Annotated in this window: 16 protein-coding genes and 2 pseudogenes; 10 read left to right on the top strand and 8 right to left on the bottom strand. The window is 62.6% G+C overall.

From position 1 onward, the window contains the following. Nucleotides 1-7 precede the first annotated feature (7 nt). From B7X49_RS06770 to ureG, 5 genes and pseudogenes are all read left to right on the top strand, one after another. Entirely contained in the window at nucleotides 8-313 is a 306-nt protein-coding gene (locus tag B7X49_RS06770) for an urease subunit beta (RefSeq protein ID WP_286702744.1), read from the top strand. Further along, nucleotides 313-1,993: pseudogene (gene ureC / locus B7X49_RS06775) on the top strand (urease subunit alpha). The gene B7X49_RS06770 and the pseudogene ureC overlap by 1 nt, the downstream one beginning before the upstream one ends. Then, the gene (locus B7X49_RS06780; protein ID WP_286702742.1) at nucleotides 1,993-2,421 is read left to right on the top strand and encodes an urease accessory protein UreE; all 429 of its coding nucleotides are present in this window, start codon (nucleotides 1,993-1,995) and stop codon (nucleotides 2,419-2,421) included. The pseudogene ureC and the gene B7X49_RS06780 overlap by 1 nt, the downstream one beginning before the upstream one ends. Then, nucleotides 2,414-3,067 carry an urease accessory protein UreF gene (locus B7X49_RS06785; RefSeq protein ID WP_286702741.1) on the top strand — a complete coding sequence of 218 codons (654 nt, stop codon included), beginning with the start codon at nucleotides 2,414-2,416 and terminating at the stop codon, nucleotides 3,065-3,067. Before B7X49_RS06780 ends, B7X49_RS06785 begins: the two co-directional genes overlap by 8 nt. Then, the gene (gene ureG, locus B7X49_RS06790) at nucleotides 3,064-3,696 is read left to right on the top strand and encodes an urease accessory protein UreG (protein WP_286702740.1); all 633 of its coding nucleotides are present in this window, start codon (nucleotides 3,064-3,066) and stop codon (nucleotides 3,694-3,696) included. The genes B7X49_RS06785 and ureG overlap by 4 nt, the downstream gene beginning before the upstream one ends. Before the next feature lie 277 nt (nucleotides 3,697-3,973). Here ureG and B7X49_RS06795 read toward each other — a convergent pair whose 3' ends face one another. From B7X49_RS06795 to B7X49_RS06810, 5 genes and pseudogenes are all read right to left on the bottom strand, one after another. Further along, nucleotides 3,974-4,666 carry an FkbM family methyltransferase gene (locus B7X49_RS06795; protein WP_286702739.1) on the bottom strand — a complete coding sequence of 231 codons (693 nt, stop codon included), beginning with the start codon at nucleotides 4,664-4,666 and terminating at the stop codon, nucleotides 3,974-3,976. A 71-nt stretch (nucleotides 4,667-4,737) separates the two neighbouring features. Further along, entirely contained in the window at nucleotides 4,738-5,925 is a 1,188-nt protein-coding gene (locus tag B7X49_RS06800) for a phosphoglycerate kinase (RefSeq protein WP_286702738.1), read from the bottom strand. Further along, entirely contained in the window at nucleotides 5,925-6,938 is a 1,014-nt protein-coding gene (gap, locus tag B7X49_RS06805) for a type I glyceraldehyde-3-phosphate dehydrogenase (RefSeq protein ID WP_029312848.1), read from the bottom strand. Before gap ends, B7X49_RS06800 begins: the two co-directional genes overlap by 1 nt. A gap of 33 nt (nucleotides 6,939-6,971) precedes the next feature. Further along, entirely contained in the window at nucleotides 6,972-7,469 is a 498-nt protein-coding gene (locus B7X49_RS18760) for a transketolase-like TK C-terminal-containing protein (RefSeq protein ID WP_353744408.1), read from the bottom strand. Continuing rightward, nucleotides 7,446-9,030, bottom strand: a pseudogene (locus tag B7X49_RS06810) (transketolase family protein); the annotation flags it as partial. The pseudogene B7X49_RS06810 and the gene B7X49_RS18760, both read right to left, overlap by 24 nt. Before the next feature lie 261 nt (nucleotides 9,031-9,291). Between B7X49_RS06810 and B7X49_RS06815 the strand changes: the two are divergent. Both B7X49_RS06815 and B7X49_RS06820 read left to right on the top strand, forming a co-directional pair. Beyond that, the gene (locus B7X49_RS06815) at nucleotides 9,292-11,154 is read left to right on the top strand and encodes an ABC transporter ATP-binding protein (RefSeq protein WP_029312850.1); all 1,863 of its coding nucleotides are present in this window, start codon (nucleotides 9,292-9,294) and stop codon (nucleotides 11,152-11,154) included. 100 nt (nucleotides 11,155-11,254) lie between these two features. Beyond that, nucleotides 11,255-13,009: an ABC transporter ATP-binding protein/permease gene (locus B7X49_RS06820; protein ID WP_286702736.1), complete on the top strand. Its 1,755-nt coding sequence runs from the start codon at nucleotides 11,255-11,257 to the stop codon at nucleotides 13,007-13,009. A gap of 87 nt (nucleotides 13,010-13,096) precedes the next feature. Here the strand turns inward: B7X49_RS06820 and B7X49_RS06825 are convergent, their stop codons facing one another. The 3 genes from B7X49_RS06825 to B7X49_RS06835 all read right to left on the bottom strand — a co-directional run bounded on the left by B7X49_RS06825 (nucleotide 13,097) and on the right by B7X49_RS06835 (nucleotide 15,443). Beyond that, nucleotides 13,097-13,570, bottom strand: coding sequence for a hypothetical protein (locus B7X49_RS06825; protein ID WP_286702735.1), 474 nt, complete (start codon nucleotides 13,568-13,570; stop codon nucleotides 13,097-13,099). Between the two features lie 248 nt (nucleotides 13,571-13,818). Further along, nucleotides 13,819-14,292 carry a hypothetical protein gene (locus B7X49_RS06830; protein ID WP_286702734.1) on the bottom strand — a complete coding sequence of 158 codons (474 nt, stop codon included), beginning with the start codon at nucleotides 14,290-14,292 and terminating at the stop codon, nucleotides 13,819-13,821. After that, nucleotides 14,289-15,443, bottom strand: coding sequence for a hypothetical protein (locus tag B7X49_RS06835; RefSeq protein ID WP_286702733.1), 1,155 nt, complete (start codon nucleotides 15,441-15,443; stop codon nucleotides 14,289-14,291). Before B7X49_RS06835 ends, B7X49_RS06830 begins: the two co-directional genes overlap by 4 nt. A gap of 202 nt (nucleotides 15,444-15,645) precedes the next feature. Here B7X49_RS06835 and B7X49_RS06840 point away from each other — a divergent pair, with 202 nt between their 5' ends. The 3 genes from B7X49_RS06840 (at nucleotide 15,646) to ychF (ending at nucleotide 18,189) form a co-directional block, all read left to right on the top strand. Next, nucleotides 15,646-16,356 carry a 50S ribosomal protein L25/general stress protein Ctc gene (locus B7X49_RS06840; RefSeq protein WP_029312855.1) on the top strand — a complete coding sequence of 237 codons (711 nt, stop codon included), beginning with the start codon at nucleotides 15,646-15,648 and terminating at the stop codon, nucleotides 16,354-16,356. Nucleotides 16,357-16,362: 6 nt separating this feature from the next. Next, entirely contained in the window at nucleotides 16,363-16,941 is a 579-nt protein-coding gene (pth, locus tag B7X49_RS06845; protein ID WP_029312856.1) for an aminoacyl-tRNA hydrolase, read from the top strand. A gap of 153 nt (nucleotides 16,942-17,094) precedes the next feature. Beyond that, on the top strand, nucleotides 17,095-18,189 hold the full coding sequence (ychF, locus tag B7X49_RS06850; RefSeq protein ID WP_286702732.1) for a redox-regulated ATPase YchF: 1,095 nt from the start codon (nucleotides 17,095-17,097) through the stop codon (nucleotides 18,187-18,189). Nucleotides 18,190-18,193: the final 4 nt, after the last annotated feature.

Consider the following 18,193-nt stretch of genomic DNA (forward strand, 5'->3'; position numbering starts at 1 on the left):
CAGTGCGATGATTCCGGGTGAAATCATGTGTGCCGAGGGCGATATCGAGCTGAACGCCGGCCTCGAAACCCTCACATTGACCATCGCCAACACCGGCGACCGGCCGATCCAGGTCGGCAGCCACTACCATTTCGCCGAAACCAACGCCGCCCTGCGGTTCGCTCGCACCAAAGCGCACGGCCATCGGCTCGATATCCCGGCCGGCACCGCCATCCGCTTCGAACCCGGCCAGACGCGCGATGTCATCCTCGTGCCGCTGCGCGGCGATCGCATCGTCTACGGGTTGCGCGGCCTGACCATGGGGGCGCTGTAATGGCCCGGCTTTCCCGCACCGCCTATGCCGACATGTTCGGCCCGACCACCGGCGACCGCATCCGCCTCGCCGATACCGAACTCTTCGCCGAGGTGGAACGCGATTTCACCATCTACGGCGAAGAGGTGAAATTCGGCGGCGGCAAGGTGATCCGCGACGGCATGGGCCAGTCCCAGCGCAGCCAGGCCGAGGGTGCGGCGGATACCGTGATCACCAATGCGCTGATCATCGATCATTGGGGCATCGTGAAGGCCGATATCGGCATCACCCAGGGCCGGATCAGCGGCATCGGCAAGGCCGGCAATCCGGACATCCAACCCGGTGTGACCATCATCATCGGCCCCGGCACTGAAATCATCGCCGGCGAAGGGAAAATCATCACCGCCGGCGGCATCGATGCGCATATCCATTTCATCTGCCCCCAGCAGGTCCACCATGCTCGGCGGCGGCACCGGACCCGCCACCGGCACCGCCGCCACCACCTGCACACCGGGCCCGTTTCATCTGGCGCGGATGCTGGAAGCCGCCGAGGGTCTGCCGGTCAATCTCGGATTCGCCGGCAAGGGCAACGCTTCGCGCCCGGCGGCGTTGGAGGAAATGATCCGCGCCGGCGCCTGTGCACTGAAACTGCACGAAGACTGGGGCACCACCCCCGCCGCGATCGACACCTGCCTTTCGGTGGCCGATGCGTTCGACGTGCAGGTGATGATCCATTCCGACACGCTGAACGAAAGCGGCTTCGTCGAGGATACCATCGCCGCGTTCAAGGGCCGCACCATCCACGCCTTCCATACCGAGGGTGCGGGCGGCGGCCACGCGCCGGACATCATCAAGGTCGCCGGCCTGCCCAACGTGCTGCCGAGTTCGACCAACCCGACCCGCCCCTACACGATCAACACGATCGACGAGCATCTGGACATGTTGATGGTCTGCCATCACCTCGATCCCTCGATCCCCGAAGATCTCGCCTTCGCCGAAAGCCGCATCCGCAAGGAGACCATCGCCGCCGAGGATATTCTGCACGATCTCGGCGCGCTTTCGATGATGTCGTCGGACAGTCAGGCGATGGGCAGGATCGGCGAGGTGATCACCCGCACCTGGCAGACCGCGCATAAAATGAAACTCCAACGCGGCGCCTTGCTGGGCGATGGCGCGGCGGATAACGCGCGGATCAAGCGCTACGTCGCGAAATACACCATCAACCCCGCGATCGCGCACGGGCTCTCGCGGGAGATCGGCTCGGTCGAAGTCGGCAAACTCGCCGATCTGGTCGTCTGGACCCCGGCGTTTTTCGGGGTGAAACCCGATCTGATCGTCAAGGGCGGCACCATCGCCTTCGCCATGATGGGCGACCCCAATGCCTCGATCCCGACGCCGCAGCCGATCCACGCCCGCCCGATGTTTGGCGCGTTCGGCCGCGCGATCGGTGCGACCTGCATCACCTTCGTCTCACAGGCCGCGATCGACGATGGCATCGCCCAGCGCCTGAACCTAGCGCGCATGATCCGCCCGGTCACCAACACCCGCGGCGGCATCGGCAAGCGCGACATGATCCACAACGATGCCACCCCGCATATCGAGGTCGATCCCGAAACCTACGAAGTCCGCGCCGATGGTGAAATCCTGACCTGCGAACCGGCGGCAACCCTGCCGATGACGCAGCGCTACTTCCTGTTCTGATGCGCGCCACCGCGGTTCGACCCCACGGTGATTGGCAGGCTGCCGACACCATCACGCTCGACTATCACCACCGCCACCGCCGGCGCATCCGCCTGCGCACCGATGCCGGGGCCGATCTCCTGCTCGATCTGGCCGAAACCACCCATCTCCGCGACGGCGACGGGCTCGATTGCGGCGGCGACGGCATCGTCCGCGTCATCGCCGCGACCGAACCGCTCGCCGAAATCACCGGCGATCCTGACCTCCTGATCCGCCTCGCCTGGCATCTCGGCAACCGCCATCTCGATGTCGCGTTCCGCGGCACCGCGCTGCTGATCCGGTCCGATCACGTGATCGAAGCCATGGTCACCGGCCTCGGCGGCACAATCACCCGCAGCGAGGCCGCGTTCGACCCGGAATCCGGCGCCTACGCGCACGACCATGGCTGAGGATCTGCTGCACCTGCTCACCTGGCTCTCGCCCGCCTTCCCGACCGGCGGCTTCGCCTATTCGCACGGGCTGGAATACGCGGTCGAAGCCGGCGACGTCACCAATGGTGCGATGCTGCACGACTGGATCGGCGCTCTGCTGCGGATCGGTACCGGCCGCACCGATGCCATCCTGCTCCGCCACGCCTATCACGCCAATGATCTGCCGCGCATCGCCGCCTTCGCCGCCGCCTGCGCGCCCACCCGCGAACTCGCCGCCGAAACGCTCAACCAGGGCACCGCCTTCGTCGCCGCCGCGAAACCCTGGCTGCCGCCCGACCTCGCCGCAACCTTGGCCGCGATCGGCCCGATCGCCTACCCCGTCGCGGTCGGCGCCCTCGCCGGTGCCACCGGCACCGATCAAGAGGCCACCACCATCGCCTATCTGCACGCCTGGTGCGCCACCCTGGTCTCCGCCGGCGTGCGGCTGATCCCGCTCGGCCAAAGCGCCGGCCTTGCCGTGCAGGCCGCCCTCGAACCGATCATCCGCGCCATCGCCGACCAAACCCGCGATGCCGCATTGGACGACATCGCCGCCTGCTGCATCGCCGCCGACATCGCCTCGATGCGCCATGAAACCCAGTACACAAGGTTATTCCGCTCATGAGTGAAACCGCCCTGCACCACAAAACCAAGACCGCGCTGCGGGTGGGCGTCGGCGGCCCGGTCGGCTCCGGCAAGACCGCGCTGATGGACGCGCTGTGCCGCACCTTCCGCGACCGGTTCGACATCGCGGCGATCACCAACGACATCTACACCAAGGAAGACGCCGAATTCCTCACCCGCGCCGGCTCGCTGGTCCCCGAGCGCATCCTCGGCATCGAAACCGGCGGCTGCCCGCACACCGCCATCCGCGAGGATGCCAGCGCCAACCTCGCCGGCGTGGCCGATCTGCAGCACCGTTTCCCCGGCCTCGACCTCATCCTGATCGAATCCGGCGGCGACAACCTCGCCGCCACCTTCAGCCCCGAGCTTGCGGATATCACGCTCTATGTCATCGATGTTTCGGCCGGCGACAAAATCCCCCGCAAGGGCGGCCCGGGCATCACCCGCAGCGATCTGCTGGTGATCAACAAGATCGACCTCGCCCCCATGGTTGGCGCCGATCTCGGCGTGATGGACCGCGACGCCAAACGCATGCGCGGCGAGCGCCCCTTCGTGTTCGCCAATATCCGCGCCGGCCAGGGCGTCGCCGAGATCGCCGATTTCATCGTCCGCACCGGCGGCCTCGGCTGAGGCCGGACTGCAATTCCAACATTTATCGTGGTCGGCCAAGGCATAAATTGCATCCAACCCGGCCATCCACATCGAGGCCGTACCCTGCTTCGCCCGGCTGCTCCTGATGCTCGCGCTGGTCCGCATTCGCCGCAGGTGCACACCGATGAGGCCTTTCGCCAACCGACGCGTGACGAATATCGCGGCGACACATGGGACCATAACCATTCTGGGCGTAAACGTAATTCCGATAGGGCAGACTGCGGAAAATCCCGTCCACCTACCGGCTGGATAGTCCTTATTCGTGGGTTTTTGTGATTGTTCGACGAATCCCGGATCTATATTTTTCGAAAGTGAAATATCCAATGTCAAGCAAAGACGTTCTATAAAATTTCTGATTCACGAATAGAACATTACCCAGGTTCATTGAAAAATCAAATGAGGTAAAACCGGCAGACTCGATGGTCTTGATGCAGTCTATGGCAGAAGACTTCTTACTTTTATCCAGAAACGCATGAAATTCGACGGCAATCTGGGGAATTCGCGAAAAAAACTCACGCGAAGCCGTTTCGATGACGTCGATTTCCGCGCCTTCGATGTCGAGTTTCAACAAATCGATATTGGTGACATTAACTAATGGCACAATCGTCTCGATTGTCGACCCTTGAACCTCCACAATATCCGGTCCCACAGCCGCGCCGTCGACAATACGACTATTCATCGAATGAGCATGGTCGACCTGGAACTTCACCACCCCTTCACATCCGCAGACCGCAAAATTGTGACAATCTAGGCCACGATCTGTTCGGTTTTGCTCTGCAAGGCCTGGATTCGCCTCAATGCCAATCACCCGGCAGCCATATTTGCCCATAACCCGGCGCGCAAAAACACCTTCATTCATGCCACAATCAACAATAACAGACTGGGGTGTAATCCAGTTACCGATGAATGTGTGCCCTTCCATCCGATCCAGCTTTGGACTTGGTCTCACCCACAACTCCTATAATAAACATTCTTGACGTCCGCGCGCGTCGCAGGTCATCAAACTTAACATCTTTTTCATTACATCGCGAGGGCCGCAACCCCCGGCAGCGCCTTGCCTTCCATCCACTCCAGAAACGCCCCGCCAGCGCTCGACACATAGGTCATCCGCTCGATGATCCCGGCCTGTTTCAGCGCGGCCACGGTATCGCCGCCGCCGCCCACCGAGATCATGCCGGAATCGGTCGCTTCGGCCACCGCGGCCGCGAGGCGCATGGTCGCGGTATCGAACGGCGGCGTCTCGAACGCGCCCAGCGGACCGTTCCAGATCAGCGTTTTCAATCCCTTGATCGCTTCGATGATCGCATCGGTTGTCGCCGGGCCGACATCGAGCGCCATGGCGTTCGCCGGCACCGCCTGCGCCGAGACCACCTGGGTCGGCGGATTGGCCGCGAATGTTTCGCTCACCACGAAATCGACCGGCAGCAGGATTTGGCAGTGGTTCGCCGCCGCCGCCGCCATGATGTCCCGCGCCGTCTGGTGCAGCGCGGTCTCCTGCAACGATTTGCCCAGCTCCGCCCCTTGTGCCGCAAGAAACGTATTGGCCATCGCCCCGCCGATCACCAGCAGATCGACCTTGGTGATCAGATTGGTCAGCAGATCGAGCTTGGTCGACACTTTCGACCCGCCGACGATCGCCCCCACCGGCCGCGCCGGCGTGCCCAATGCCGCGTTCAGCGCATCGAGTTCCGCCTGCATCAACCGCCCGGCATAGGAGGGCAGCAGCCGCGCGATCCCCTCGGTCGTCGCATGGGCGCGGTGTGCGGCGGAAAACGCGTCATTGACGAACATCTCGCCATGCGTCGCGATCAGCGTGGCGAGCGCGACATCATTGGCCTCCTCGCCGGCGTAGAAACGGGTGTTTTCCAGCACCAGCACATCGCCGTTCCGCATCGCGGCCACCGCCTCGCTCACCCGATCGCCGACGCAATCATCGACGAACCCGATCGTCCGGCCGAGCACCACGCCGAGTGCCGCGGCAACCGGGCGGAGCGACATACTCTCCACCCGCTTGCCCTGCGGCCGATCGAAATGCGACAGCATGATCACCTTGGCGCCCTTGGCGGACAGCTCGACGATGGTGGGGGACAGGCGTTCCAACCGTGTCAGGTCGGTGATTTTGCCATCGCGCAGCGGCACGTTCAAATCCGCGCGCAGCAGCACGCGCTTGCCCGCAACCGCCACCCCATCGAGCGTCCGGTACGCCATTACAGCGACCCGAACAGCGCCGCGGTATCGCTCATCCGGTTCGAGAACCCCCATTCATTGTCGTACCAGCCCATCACGCGCGCCAGCGCATGATCGACCACGGCGGTCTGCGGCGCATCGAAGCTGCACGAGAACGCGACGTGGTTGAAATCCGAACTCACCAGCGCTTCGGTCGAATAATCCAGAATACCCTTGAGCTTGCCCTCGCTCGCCGCCTTCATCGCCGCGTTGATCTCGTCCTTGCTCGCGTGTTTCTTCAAATTCACATCGAGCGAGACCAGCGACACGTTCGGCGTCGGCACGCGGATCGCGGTGCCGTCCAGTCTGCCCGCCAGCTCCGGCAGCACCAGCCCGACCGCCTTGGCGGCACCGGTCGAGGTCGGGATCATCGACAGCGCGGCCGCCCGCGCCCGGTGGCGGTCCTTGTGCAGCGTATCCACCGTCTTCTGATCGCCGGTATAGGAGTGGATGGTCACCATATAACCGCGCTCGATGCCGAACGCCTCGTGCAGCACCATCGCCATCGGTGCGAGGCAGTTGGTGGTGCAGGACGCGTTGGAAATGATCGTCATGTCCTTGGTCAGTGTCTGGTGATTGACGCCGTAGACGATCGTCGCATCCACCCCATCCGCCGGTGCGGAGACCAACACCTTGCGCGCCCCCGCCTCGATCAGCTTGGCCGCCGCATCGCGCTTGGTGAACAGCCCGGTGCACTCCATCGCCACATCGACGCCCTGCAACGGCACCTTCGCCGGATCGCGCTCGGCCGAAACCCTGATCGGCGCATAAATCCGCCCGGCGTGGGAAATCACCAGGCTGTCGCCCTTGACCTCGACATGACCGGGAAACCGCCCATGCACCGAATCATAGCGCAACAGATGCGCATTATCCTCGACGCTGCCCAGATCGTTGATCAGCACGCATTCGATATCGGTCCGCCCGCTTTCGATCATCGCGCGCAGCAGCAACCGACCGATGCGACCAAAACCATTGATCGCGACTTTGACAGCCATTCGTTAAGCCTCCGTTAAAAACCCAAAATCCCGTTACAGTTTCGCCTTGACGGCGGCAACCGCCGCCTCCGGCGTGATGCCGAAATGCTTGTACAAATCCGCCTCCGGCGCGCTCGCGCCAAACCCGTGCATACCGATGAACGTGCCGTTATCGCCCAGCAGCCGCTCCCAGCCGAAGCCGCTCGCCGCCTCGATGCCGATGCGCGGTGCCTCGCCCAGCACTTCCATCCGGTAGCCATGATCCTGGCGCGCCAGCAATTCGAAACTCGGCACCGAGGCAACCGCCACCCCGATCCCCTCGGCCGCCAGCATCGCCTGCGCCTTGATCGCGATCGACACTTCCGATCCGGTGGCGATCAGCGTCGCGCGCCGCGCCCCGGTCGCACCCTTCACAATATAGCCACCCCGCGCCGACAGATTCTCCGCGCCATGGTCGCGCGGCAGCGCCGGCATCGCCTGGCGGCTCAACACCAGCAGCACCGGCCCGTCCTTGTGGTGCATCGCGATGTCCCAGCACTCGGCGGTCTCCATCGCATCACCCGGGCGCAGCACCAGCACGTTCGGCATCGCGCGGAACGACGCCAGATGCTCGATCGGCTGATGCGTCGGCCCATCGGCGCCAAGGCCGATACTGTCGTGCGTCAGCACGGCAGTAATCGCTGAACACGAAAAACGTGCCGCCGTAGGGAATAATACCGCCATGCAGCGCCAAGCCGTTCAGCGTCGTCGCCATGCCATGCTCGCGCACGCCGTAATGGACATAGCGCCCGGCATAATCGCCCGGCACGCAGGTTCCCATCGATTTGACGAACGTGTTGTTCGACGGCGTCAGATCGGCCGAACCGCCGACCATTTCGGGCACCACCGGCACGATCGCCTCGAGCGCCATCTGGCTCGCCTGGCGTGTCGCGATATTCGGCTTGGTCTCCGCGATCTTGGCGCGCAGCCCATCCATCGCGTCCGCATAGGCCGCCGGCAATTCGCTCGCCATCGCGGCATCGAACTCGGCGCGCCGGTTGCTGCTCGCCATCCGCTTCAGCCATGCGCGCCGCGGCGCCGCACCCTTGGCGCCCGCCGCGCGCCACGGCGTCAGAATATCCTCAGGCACGGTAAACGGCGGCGCGGTCCAGCCCAGCAGCGCCTTCGCCCCGGCCGCCTCGTCGGTGCCGAGCGGCGAGCCATGCGTCCCCGACGTTCCCGCCTTATGCGGCGCGCCGAACCCGATGATGGTCTTGCACGCAATCAGCGTCGGCTTGCGGCTGCGCATCGCCCATTTGATCGCATCCTCGATCGCGGCCGGGTCATGCCCGTCGATCCGCCGCGCCGCCCAACCGTACCCGATGAAGCGCTTGACCACATCATCGGTCATCGCAATCTCGGTGCCGCCGTCGATCGAGATCGAATTATCGTCATACAGCACGGTCAGCTTGTTGAGCGCCAGATGCCCCGCGATCGCGCAGGCCTCGTGCGAAACACCCTCCATCATGTCGCCGTCCGAGGCGATCACCCAGGTCCGGTGATCCACCAGCGATTTGCCGAACCGCGCCGCCAGCATCTTCTCCGCCAGCGCAAAACCCGTCGCGGTCGAAATCCCCTGCCCGAGCGGCCCGGTCGTCATCTCGATCGCCGGATGCTCATGGCGCTCCGGATGCCCCGCGGTGGTCGACCCCAGCGTGCGGAACGCCTTCAGATCGTTGATCGACATGTTTTCATAGCCGGTCAGATGCAGCAGGCTGTACAGCAGCATCGAGCCATGGCCCGCCGAGAGAATGAACCGGTCGCGATCCGCCCAATGCGGGTCGGCCGCGTCGTATTTCATGAATTTGGTCCACAGCACCGTCGCCACGTCGGCCATGCCGAGCGGCATGCCGGGATGGCCGTTCTTGGCAGCCTCCACCCCATCGATCGACAGGGCGCGAACGGCATTGGCCAACATCCGCGTCTCGGTCATCGGGCGCGCGAGCACCTCTTTCTGACGGGCGAGCGCAAGCTCGTTGCTGGCGTGGTCGCTGCTGCTGGCCATGTTGATCCTCCTGTTGGGAAATCTCTTACGGTGCGCCGGAGACCTCGGCAAGATATGATTTACATACATTCAATATGAATGAATGTGACGAAAACCGGCCGCCGCCGACCCTGCTTAGCGTTGGCATCCGCCCCCACCAGTTCAAGCCAAACTCCCGTGACCCGATCACGAAATTGCGACAGCGCCTCCCACGACAGTATTTTATGACCGTTCTAAAGCCCAAAACCATCCAAACGACCATCCGCAAGCCGCTGAAAGACAGAAAATAATTGCCGCTCCCACCGCCATTTTTTGCTTGACGCTACCCGGCCGCGGCGGCGATCAACCCCGATGTTTTCATTTTTCGAACACCTGCTCAACCCGACCGCGCGCCCACCCCACCGCCCCTTGCCGGTCCAGGGCGAACCCCGCGCGCTCGGCCGGTTCTATGTCCATTTTCTCCGCCAGGCACCCTGGCTGATCGCCGGGCTGTTCGTCTCGGGCATCATGGTCGCCGGGCTCGACCTCACCCTGCCGCTGTTCATCGGCCAGATCACCAGCATGCTGTCCCACACGGCGCCGCAGAACCTGCTCGCGCTCCACTGGCGCATCCTCGCGCTGATGGGCTTCGTCGTGCTGATCCTCCGCCCGACCGCGCGGCTGATGCAGGATCTGTTCACCAACCAGGCGATCAACCCCGGCCTGACCAACCTGATCCGCTGGCAGAACCACTTCCATCTGGTGCGCCAAAGCTGGAGTTTCTTTCAGAACGATTTCGCCGGCCGCATCGCCAACCGCGTCATGCAGACCGGCCCGGCCCTGCGCGAATCGATGGTGATGACCACGAACGCCGTCTGGTACTTCATCGTCTACGGCACCGCCGCCATCCTGCTGCTCAGCCACGCCGATTGGCGGCTTGGCCTGCCCATCCTGACCTGGCTGATCGCCTATGCCGGCCTGATGGTCTTCACCGTGCCGCGTCTGCGCGAACGCTCGCGCGGCGTGTCCGAGGCACGCTCGGCCCTGACCGGGCGCATCGTCGACAGCTACACCAACATCCTGACCGTCAAACTCTTCGCCCGCTCGTCGGATGAAGATTCCTTCGTGCAGGAAACCGTCGATAACCATACCCGGATCTTCCGCCGCCAGACCCGCATGGTCACCGGCTGGATCTTCTCGCTCACCGTGCTGAACGCGCTGATGGTCGCCGGCACCGGCACCGTCGCCATCGCGCTCTGGGTCCACGGCAAAATCGGCCTCGCCGCCGTCGCCACCGCCCTGCCGATGGCCTGGAACATGGCGAATTTCTCGGGCTGGATTTCAATGAGCATCTCGGCCATCTTCGAAAATCTCGGCGTCGTGCAGGACGGCATGCGCTCGATCGCCCAACCCCGCCAGATGGGCGACGCACCCGATGCCATCCCCTTCAAATTCCACCGGGGCCTGATCAAATTCGAGCACGTCACCTTCGACTACGGCCGCATCCGTGAAAAAGGCGCGCGCGGCGGCGTGCTGCACGATCTCTCGCTCGATATCCAGCCCGGCGAACGCGTCGGCCTGATCGGCCGCTCCGGCGCCGGCAAATCCACCCTGGTCAACCTGCTGCTCCGCTTCCACGACCCCGCCACCGGCCGCATCACCATCGATGGCCAGGATATCAAATCCCTCACCCAGGAATCCCTCCGCGGCGCCATCGGCATGGTGACACAGGATACCTCGCTGCTGCACCGCTCGATCGCCGAAAACATCCGCTACGGCCGCCCCGAAGCCACCATGCAGGACGTGCTCGACGCCGCCCGCGAAGCCCACGCCCTCGAATTCATCGAGGAACTCGAAGACTGGGACGGTCGGCGCGGCTTCGATGCCCATGTCGGTGAACGCGGCGTCAAACTCTCGGGCGGCCAGCGCCAGCGCATCGCCATCGCCCGCGTCATCCTCAAGGACGCACCCATCCTGGTGCTCGACGAAGCGACCTCGGCGCTGGATTCCGAAGTCGAAGCCGCCATCCAGGAACAACTCGCCGGCTTGATGGAAGGCCGCACCGTCATCGCCATCGCCCACCGCCTCTCGACCATCGCACGCATGGACCGCCTGATCATCCTCGACGCCGGCCGCATCGTCGAACAAGGCAAACACGAGGAACTGCTTGCGCGCGGCGGGATTTATGCGAATCTCTGGCGCCGGCAGTCGGGGGCTATGCAGATCGATGCGTAGATGAAAAAGTAAGGCGTTCTTTTTTGAAAAAAAGAACCAAAAAACTTTTCGAATCAGGGACGCTCGCCACCGCCAATGCCGACGCTTCTAGGAGAGATTGATGGACGCTGACCTTGCCCGCACCGGATTTTTTTATCGGCTCCGCTATCTGGTCGGGCCGTTTTTTCGCTCCGAGCGCAAAAAAACCGCATGGTTCCTGGCGATCGTCAACGTCGTCCTGACACTGCTGGTCGTGGCAGCGAACTACGCCATCGTCGTCTGGAACGGCAGTTTCTACAACGCGATGCAGAAATACGACGTCAACCGCCTCTGGTTTCTCGGCTTCCTGTTCTTCGGCATCGTCGCCGTCATCACCCTGATCAGCACCGTGCAGCAATACACGATCCAGAAACTGCAAATCGAATGGCGCGGCTGGCTCACCAATCACCTGCTCGGCCGTTGGATGCGCAATCAAACCCATTACCGCATGCAGATCGATGCCACGAAGGTCGACAACCCCGACCAGCGTATTTCCGACGACGTCGATTTTTTCTCGGGCCAGACCGTCAACCTGCCGATCAACGCGCTGCAATCGGCGGTCACCATCGTCTCGTTCGGCTTCATGCTCTGGGGACTTTCGCGCAATCTCCGCATGTTCGGCGTCTACATCCCCGGCATGCTGTTCTGGTTCAATCTGGTATATGCCTTCGGCGGCACGTATCTGATGCTGCTGATCGGCCGTCCGCTGTTCTTTCTCAACAACATCCAGCAGCGCGCCGTCGGCGACTTCCGCTTCGAACTCATCCGCGTCCGCGATAATTCCGAAACCATCGCCACCGCCCACAGCGGCGGCGCCGAAGCCGCCCGCCTGACCTCGCGTTTCGCACCGGTCGTCGATATCTTCTATCAACGAATCCGGCGGACCATCATGGTCAATCTGTTTTCGTTTTCCTACTCCGGCGCATCGGGCATTCTGCCGTTTCTCTTGGTGCTGCCCTCCTACCTCGCCAAACGCATCCTCATCGGCACCGTGTCGCAGACCTTCGGCGCCTTCAACCAGACGCAGCAGGCCTTCGCCTTCATCATCAACAATTTCAGCACGCTCGGATCGGGGTATCTGTCGATCACCGAATGGCGCGCCGTGATCGATCGTCTCTACACGCTCGAAGTCAGCCTCCGCCACCATGAAACCGACGCCGCCGCGCCCCAGATCGAGTACGCCACCAACCCCACCAGCGCCCTCGATATCGACAATCTCTCGCTGACCGTGCCCGACAATCGCTGCCTGATCGCCAACCTCAACCTCCACGTCGCCCCCGGCGACCGCGTGCTGATCAGCGGCCCGACCGGCTCAGGCAAAAGCACGCTCATCCGCGCCATCGCCGGCATCTGGCCGTTCGGCGCGGGCAGTGTCCACACCCCCGCCGGGCGCGTGCTGTTCATCCCGCAACGCCCCTACCTGCCCAACGGCGCCCTGATCCAGAGCCTCACCTTCCCCTACAACCAACCGCTCGACCCCACCCGCGTCGCCGCCGTGCTGACCAGCGTCGGCCTCGGCCGCCTCGCCACCAAACTGGACACCGCCGAACCCTGGGACCGCGAACTCTCGCCCGGCGAACAACAACGCATCGCCTTCGCCCGCTGCATCCTGCTCGAACCCGACGTCATCATCCTCGACGAAGCCACCTCCGCCCTCGATGAAGACTACGAAGCCCTGATGTATCAAACCCTCACCACCGCCCTGCCCCGCGCCACCATCATCAGCGTCGGCCACCGCTCCACCATCGTGAAATACCACACCCGCCGCCTCCGCCTCACCGGCGACAGCGCCTGGCACGACGAAGCCATCAACCCGATCCAGGCCGCCGCCGACTGACCCGCCGATTGAACGTTTGGAAAGCCAGGAACCCTGTTCTTTTTTGCAAAAAAGGACCAAAAAACGCTCGATCATCAGGCCGCCCCGCTACCGCGGCAGCAGCACAGCCTCGAACCACCGATGCCTTATGCCACGCACCAGACCGAATACCCCGAAAAACAGGCCGATCAACGAAAGTCCCGCCGCCAGCGCGCTGTCTGCCCCTGCGAGCGCCGGATTGTGCACCCCGTAATGCAACCAGACCGCAAGTGCGACCACAAAGACCAAACATTGCAACGTAAGAAAGCCGATCGTCCACACCCTGAGAATGGGAATAACGATCATTCGCTTTCTGATGGCACCAAAATACATAAATACCAACAAGAAGACGCTGAGACTTATGCCCACGGCCACCATTAAATTCATATCAAAGTCTAAACTTCTACGAAATATCAAAATTCCAGAAGTAAGGGCTGCGAAACCATAAGAAAACATCGCACAAATCAAATAAAAGCCGAACCGCGTCGCCTCCGCTAAACGGTCAGCTTCACCTTCCCCTGAATCCAACCGATAGTTTTTCATCTCTTGCCTTTCACCCGCTTGGCATGAGTTCCGCCAATCAGATGCAGCGTGATCGGAAACATGCTCCTAATCTTCAATTTGGCCTCGCCGGGACTATCATGAATGCCACCGAACCGGGCAGCTTGGTAACTCGACCCAACTTGCCTCAGAGCATGAAAAGCGGCGCGGGCCGTACCGCCCCTTTAACCATGCGCTGCACGATGCGCCCATCGTCCCGCAGTAGCCGCAATGCCCATGAAGCCGCCCCGCTACCGCGGCAGCAGCACAGCCTCGAACCACCGATGCCTCATGCCACGCACCAGACCGAACACTCCGAAAAACAGGCCGATCAACGAAAGTCCCGCCGCCAGCGCGCTGTCTGCCGCTGCAAGCGCCGGATTGTGCACCCCGTAATGCAACCAGACCGCAAGTGCGACCACAAAGACCAAACATTGCAACATAAGAAAGCAGATCGTCCACACCCTGAGAATGGGAATAACGATCATTCGCTTTCTTATGACGCCAAAATACATAAAAAACGAAAAGACAACGCCGAAACTTATAACCACTGCCACCATTAAATTTATATCAAAGCCTATACTTCTACGAAATATCAAAACTCCAGCAGTAATGAGTGCAAAAGCATAAGAATTCATCGCACAAATCAAATAAAACCCGAAACGCTTCCCCTCAGCAAAACGATCATCATCACGTACCCTTGCTTCGAATCGAAAGTTTTTCATTTCTTGCCCTTTACCCGCTTGGCATGGGTTCCGCCAATCAGATGCAGCGTGATCGGAAACATGCTCTTAATCTTCAATTTGGCCTCGCCCGGACTATTATGAATACCACCGAACCGGGCAGCTTGGTAACTCGACCCAACCTGCCGCGGCATATGAGAAGCGGCGCGGGCCGTGCCGGCCCCTAACCACGCCCCTGCACTATGCGCCCATCGTCCCGCCGCAGCATCGATGCCGGTGAAACCGCTCCGTATCGAAACATCCATGCTGGTCAAATCCGCCATCGCACCATCGCGAATATCGTGCCAATTAACTTCATCGTTGATCAGACCGATCGCATCAGCCGGTAATCCAACACGCGTCAGTAGCTTTAGATCGCGCTTGATATCCACCAGATTTTCCCGCAACTCATGAACGCTCTCCTTGAGGAACTCGTATGAATCGCGTGCCGCCAGATCGCCCTCGGCGCCGATGAACGCCTCCGTCGCCCTCATTTCCCGCAGCACCGCTCTCGCGCGCGTCAGCATCTGGGCCCGTAATTCAGTCAAAAGACGCACATCGCGCGGAATACTGGATGCCAGGAATATATCGTGCGCAACCGCCGGCAATGCGATAATCGGCCCCCAAGTCTCAATGAAATTGTAGATTTTGCTCGATTTCAGGGACCGGGCGTAATCCGTTCCGGTGGCCTTATCAATCGCGTCCAAAACTGTCATCGTTCCATCGGCCAGCAGAAGAGTCACCCCATCCACAGCTTCAACGCCCGTGAACGCCGCCATGAAAATAACACCGGCCGTCAAAGTGGCATCCGCAGCAGCGGCGGCGGCAACGCTGATCGCTGCGGTCGCGGCAGCGTACGAAAGATAAACGAACGCCGCATCCGCCACGTCATTCGCCACCTCCCAAGCCATTTTACCAGCCGATACATCATCGAGCTTCGGCGCCGGCTTCTTCACATGATCCGCCGTCACGACCATCAGTTCCGAATACCCGTTCGGATACGGCAGACATGGCTGGAGGAACTGGCACTGATCCCCGTCTCGCCACATGATCCCCATGTTCGCCGCACGCGTGACGCCAAGCTTGTGACCGATCAAACGGTTCAGCCCGATTTTCGCCCGGACCGGATCACCAAACGGACCGTATGAAATCATGCACACCCCCCAACGTTACCGAAAATCTAACAGTTTCCATGCGCCCCGTCACCGGCCGTTTCCACCCCGCACCCCCACGCGGATCAATAACGCCCGCCCGCTACCCCGCCGCCGCTTGCCTAACCCCCCCCAATCCGCTACTGCCCGCCCCAGTCGGCACCCCTGGAGGCCGACCTTTTTTCATTGGTTAAAGGAGCGACACATGGCCAATTTCGAGACTATTGCGGCCGAGGATCGCGCGCGGGCCGGCAAGGGGGTGGCGCGTGCGACACGGCGAGCCGGCATGGTGCCCGGCGTAATCTATGGCGCAAAGCAGGACCCGAGCCTGATCGCAATCGACCCGCGCGTGGTGATGCGCGAACTCAAGCGCGGCGGCTGGCGTTCGCGCCTGTACGAAATCGAAACCGCCACCGGCAAGACGCGCGCCCTGATGCGCGACGTGCAGTTCCACCCGGTGACCGACCAGCCCGAACACATCGATTTCCAGCGCCTCGCCGTCGGTGAGCCGGTCCGCGTCGCGGTTGCGGTCAATTTCATGAACGAATTGCTCTCGGTCGGCATGAAGCGCGGCGGCGTGCTGAACGTGGTGCGCCACTCGGTCGAAGTCTGGTGCGATCCGGATACGATCCCCGATCATTTCGAAGCCGATCTCGGCCCGCTCGACATCAACGACAACATCCGCTGGCACGATCTGAAGGGCACCGAAAAGACCCGCCCGACCATCATCGACCGCGATTTCGTGGTCGCGACGGTCGCCGCCCCCACGGTCATCGCCGAAGCAGCGCCCGAGCCGGGTGCCGCACCGGCGGCCGCACCGGCCAAGGGTGGCAAGGGTGGTCCGGCCAAGGCCGCAGCACCGGCCGCGAAGGCCGCTCCTGCCAAGGCCGCCGCCAAGCCCGCCGCCAAGAAGTAACCCGCCGTGAAGCTGTGGGTCGGCCTCGGCAATCCCGAACCGGGAATGGCGCGGCACCGGCACAACATCGGCTTCATGGCGATCGACATCATCGCCGACCGCCACGGGTTCACCCCCTGGCGGCGGCGATTTTCCGGTCTGGTGGCCGAGGGCACGATCGGTACCGAAAAAATCGTCGCCCTCAAACCATTGACCTACATGAACGATTCCGGCCTCTCGGTGCAGCCGGCCGCCGCCTTCTACAAGCTCGAACCCGCCGCCATCACCGTTTTCCACGACGAGCTCGACCTCGCTCCCGGCAAAATCCGGGTCAAGCACGGCGGCGGTGCCGCCGGCCACAACGGGCTGCGCAGCATGGACCAGCATCTCGCCTCGCCGGAGTACTGGCGCGTCCGCCTCGGCATCGGCCACCCGGGTGACAAAGCCCGCGTCCACGGCTGGGTGCTGGGCAATTTCGCCAAGGGCGACGAGGATTGGTTGATCCCGACGCTGGAATCGGTGTCGGATGCAGCGCCGCTGCTGGCGCAGGGCAAGCCAGAGGAGTTCATGACCAGGGTGGCGCTGGAGACGAAGGGGGTAGGGTAAGGGTTCTTTTTTGAAAAAAAGAACCAAAAAACTTTCTGACCCCCGGTGCGTTGCCCCTGACGGCACCGTGCCTCCTGCCCAGCAAATAAAAGTTTTTTGCTTCTTTTTTCCAAAAAAGAAGTCTTCTTCCTCACCCAACCACTAGGCAAAACCATGGGCTTCAACTGCGGCATCGTCGGCCTCCCCAACGTCGGCAAATCCACTCTGTTCAACGCGCTCACCGCCACCGTCGCGGCGCAGGCGGCGAACTATCCGTTCTGCACCATCGAGCCCAACGTCGGCCGCGTCGCCGTGCCCGATCCCAGGCTCGACGCCCTGGCGAAAATCGGCAAATCGGTGAAAATCGTCCCGACCAGCCTCGAATTCGTCGACATCGCCGGCCTGGTCCGCGGTGCGGCCAAAGGGGAAGGTCTCGGCAACCAGTTCCTCGCCAACATCCGCGAGGTCGATGCCATCATCCATGTGCTGCGCTGCTTCGTCGATGACGATGTCACCCATGTCGAAGGCAGTATCGACCCGCTGCGCGATGCCGAAACCGTCGAGACCGAGCTGATGCTCGCCGATCTGGACAGCCTGCTCAAGCGCGTCCCCAACCTGCAGAAAAAAGCCCGCGGCAACGACCGCATCGCCGCCGCCGAGCTCGCTCTGGTCGAACCCATCCTCGCCGCGCTCGAAGCCGGCAAACCCGCCCGCACCGCCATCCCCAAGGGCGAGGAGGAAGCGGTCAAGCGCCTCAACCTGCTCACCGCCAAGCCGGTCCTGTTCGTCTGCAATGTCGAGGAAGCCTCGGCGGCCACCGGCAACGCCCAATCCGCCCGCGTCGCCGCCATGGCCGCCGCCCAGGGGGCACGATCCGTCGTCGTCTCCGCCGCGATCGAGGCCGAGGTCGCCCAGCTCCCGCTCGACGAACGCGCCGAATTCCTCGAAGGCCTCGGCCTGTCCGATTCCGGGCTCGACCGCGTGATCCGCGCCGGCTACGAGCTGTTGGGACTGATCACCTATTTCACCGTCGGCCCCAAGGAAACCCGCGCCTGGACCATCACGCGCGGCATGCTCGCCCCCGCCGCCGCCGGCGTGATCCACGGCGATTTCGAACGCGGCTTCATCGCCTGCGAAACCATCGCGTACGATGACTACATCGCCAACAAGGGCGAAGCCGGTGCCCGCGATACCGGCAAGCTGCGCATCGAAGGCCGCAACTACACCGTCCAGGACGGCGATGTCCTGCTGTTCCGCTTCAACGTCTGAGCCA

The sequence above is a fragment of the Acidiphilium sp. 34-64-41 genome (assembly GCF_002282635.1).
Lineage (GTDB): Bacteria > Pseudomonadota > Alphaproteobacteria > Acetobacterales > Acetobacteraceae > Acidiphilium > Acidiphilium rubrum.

What these genes read in the sequence shown, in the direction of transcription:
- B7X49_RS06770 (WP_286702744.1), top strand. Translation starts at nt 8, where the DNA reads ATGATTCCGGGTGAAATCATGTGTGCCGAGGGCGATATCGAGCTGAAC.
- B7X49_RS06780 (WP_286702742.1), top strand. Translation starts at nt 1,993, where the DNA reads ATGCGCGCCACCGCGGTTCGACCCCACGGTGATTGGCAGGCTGCCGAC.
- B7X49_RS06785 (WP_286702741.1), top strand. Translation starts at nt 2,414, where the DNA reads ATGGCTGAGGATCTGCTGCACCTGCTCACCTGGCTCTCGCCCGCCTTC.
- ureG (WP_286702740.1), top strand. Translation starts at nt 3,064, where the DNA reads ATGAGTGAAACCGCCCTGCACCACAAAACCAAGACCGCGCTGCGGGTG.
- B7X49_RS06800 (WP_286702738.1), bottom strand. Translation starts at nt 5,925, where the DNA reads ATGGCGTACCGGACGCTCGATGGGGTGGCGGTTGCGGGCAAGCGCGTG.
- gap (WP_029312848.1), bottom strand. Translation starts at nt 6,938, where the DNA reads ATGGCTGTCAAAGTCGCGATCAATGGTTTTGGTCGCATCGGTCGGTTG.
- B7X49_RS18760 (WP_353744408.1), bottom strand. Translation starts at nt 7,469, where the DNA reads ATGGAGACCGCCGAGTGCTGGGACATCGCGATGCACCACAAGGACGGG.
- B7X49_RS06815 (WP_029312850.1), top strand. Translation starts at nt 9,292, where the DNA reads ATGTTTTCATTTTTCGAACACCTGCTCAACCCGACCGCGCGCCCACCC.
- B7X49_RS06820 (WP_286702736.1), top strand. Translation starts at nt 11,255, where the DNA reads ATGGACGCTGACCTTGCCCGCACCGGATTTTTTTATCGGCTCCGCTAT.
- B7X49_RS06825 (WP_286702735.1), bottom strand. Translation starts at nt 13,570, where the DNA reads ATGAAAAACTATCGGTTGGATTCAGGGGAAGGTGAAGCTGACCGTTTA.
- B7X49_RS06830 (WP_286702734.1), bottom strand. Translation starts at nt 14,292, where the DNA reads ATGAAAAACTTTCGATTCGAAGCAAGGGTACGTGATGATGATCGTTTT.
- B7X49_RS06835 (WP_286702733.1), bottom strand. Translation starts at nt 15,443, where the DNA reads ATGATTTCATACGGTCCGTTTGGTGATCCGGTCCGGGCGAAAATCGGG.
- B7X49_RS06840 (WP_029312855.1), top strand. Translation starts at nt 15,646, where the DNA reads ATGGCCAATTTCGAGACTATTGCGGCCGAGGATCGCGCGCGGGCCGGC.
- ychF (WP_286702732.1), top strand. Translation starts at nt 17,095, where the DNA reads ATGGGCTTCAACTGCGGCATCGTCGGCCTCCCCAACGTCGGCAAATCC.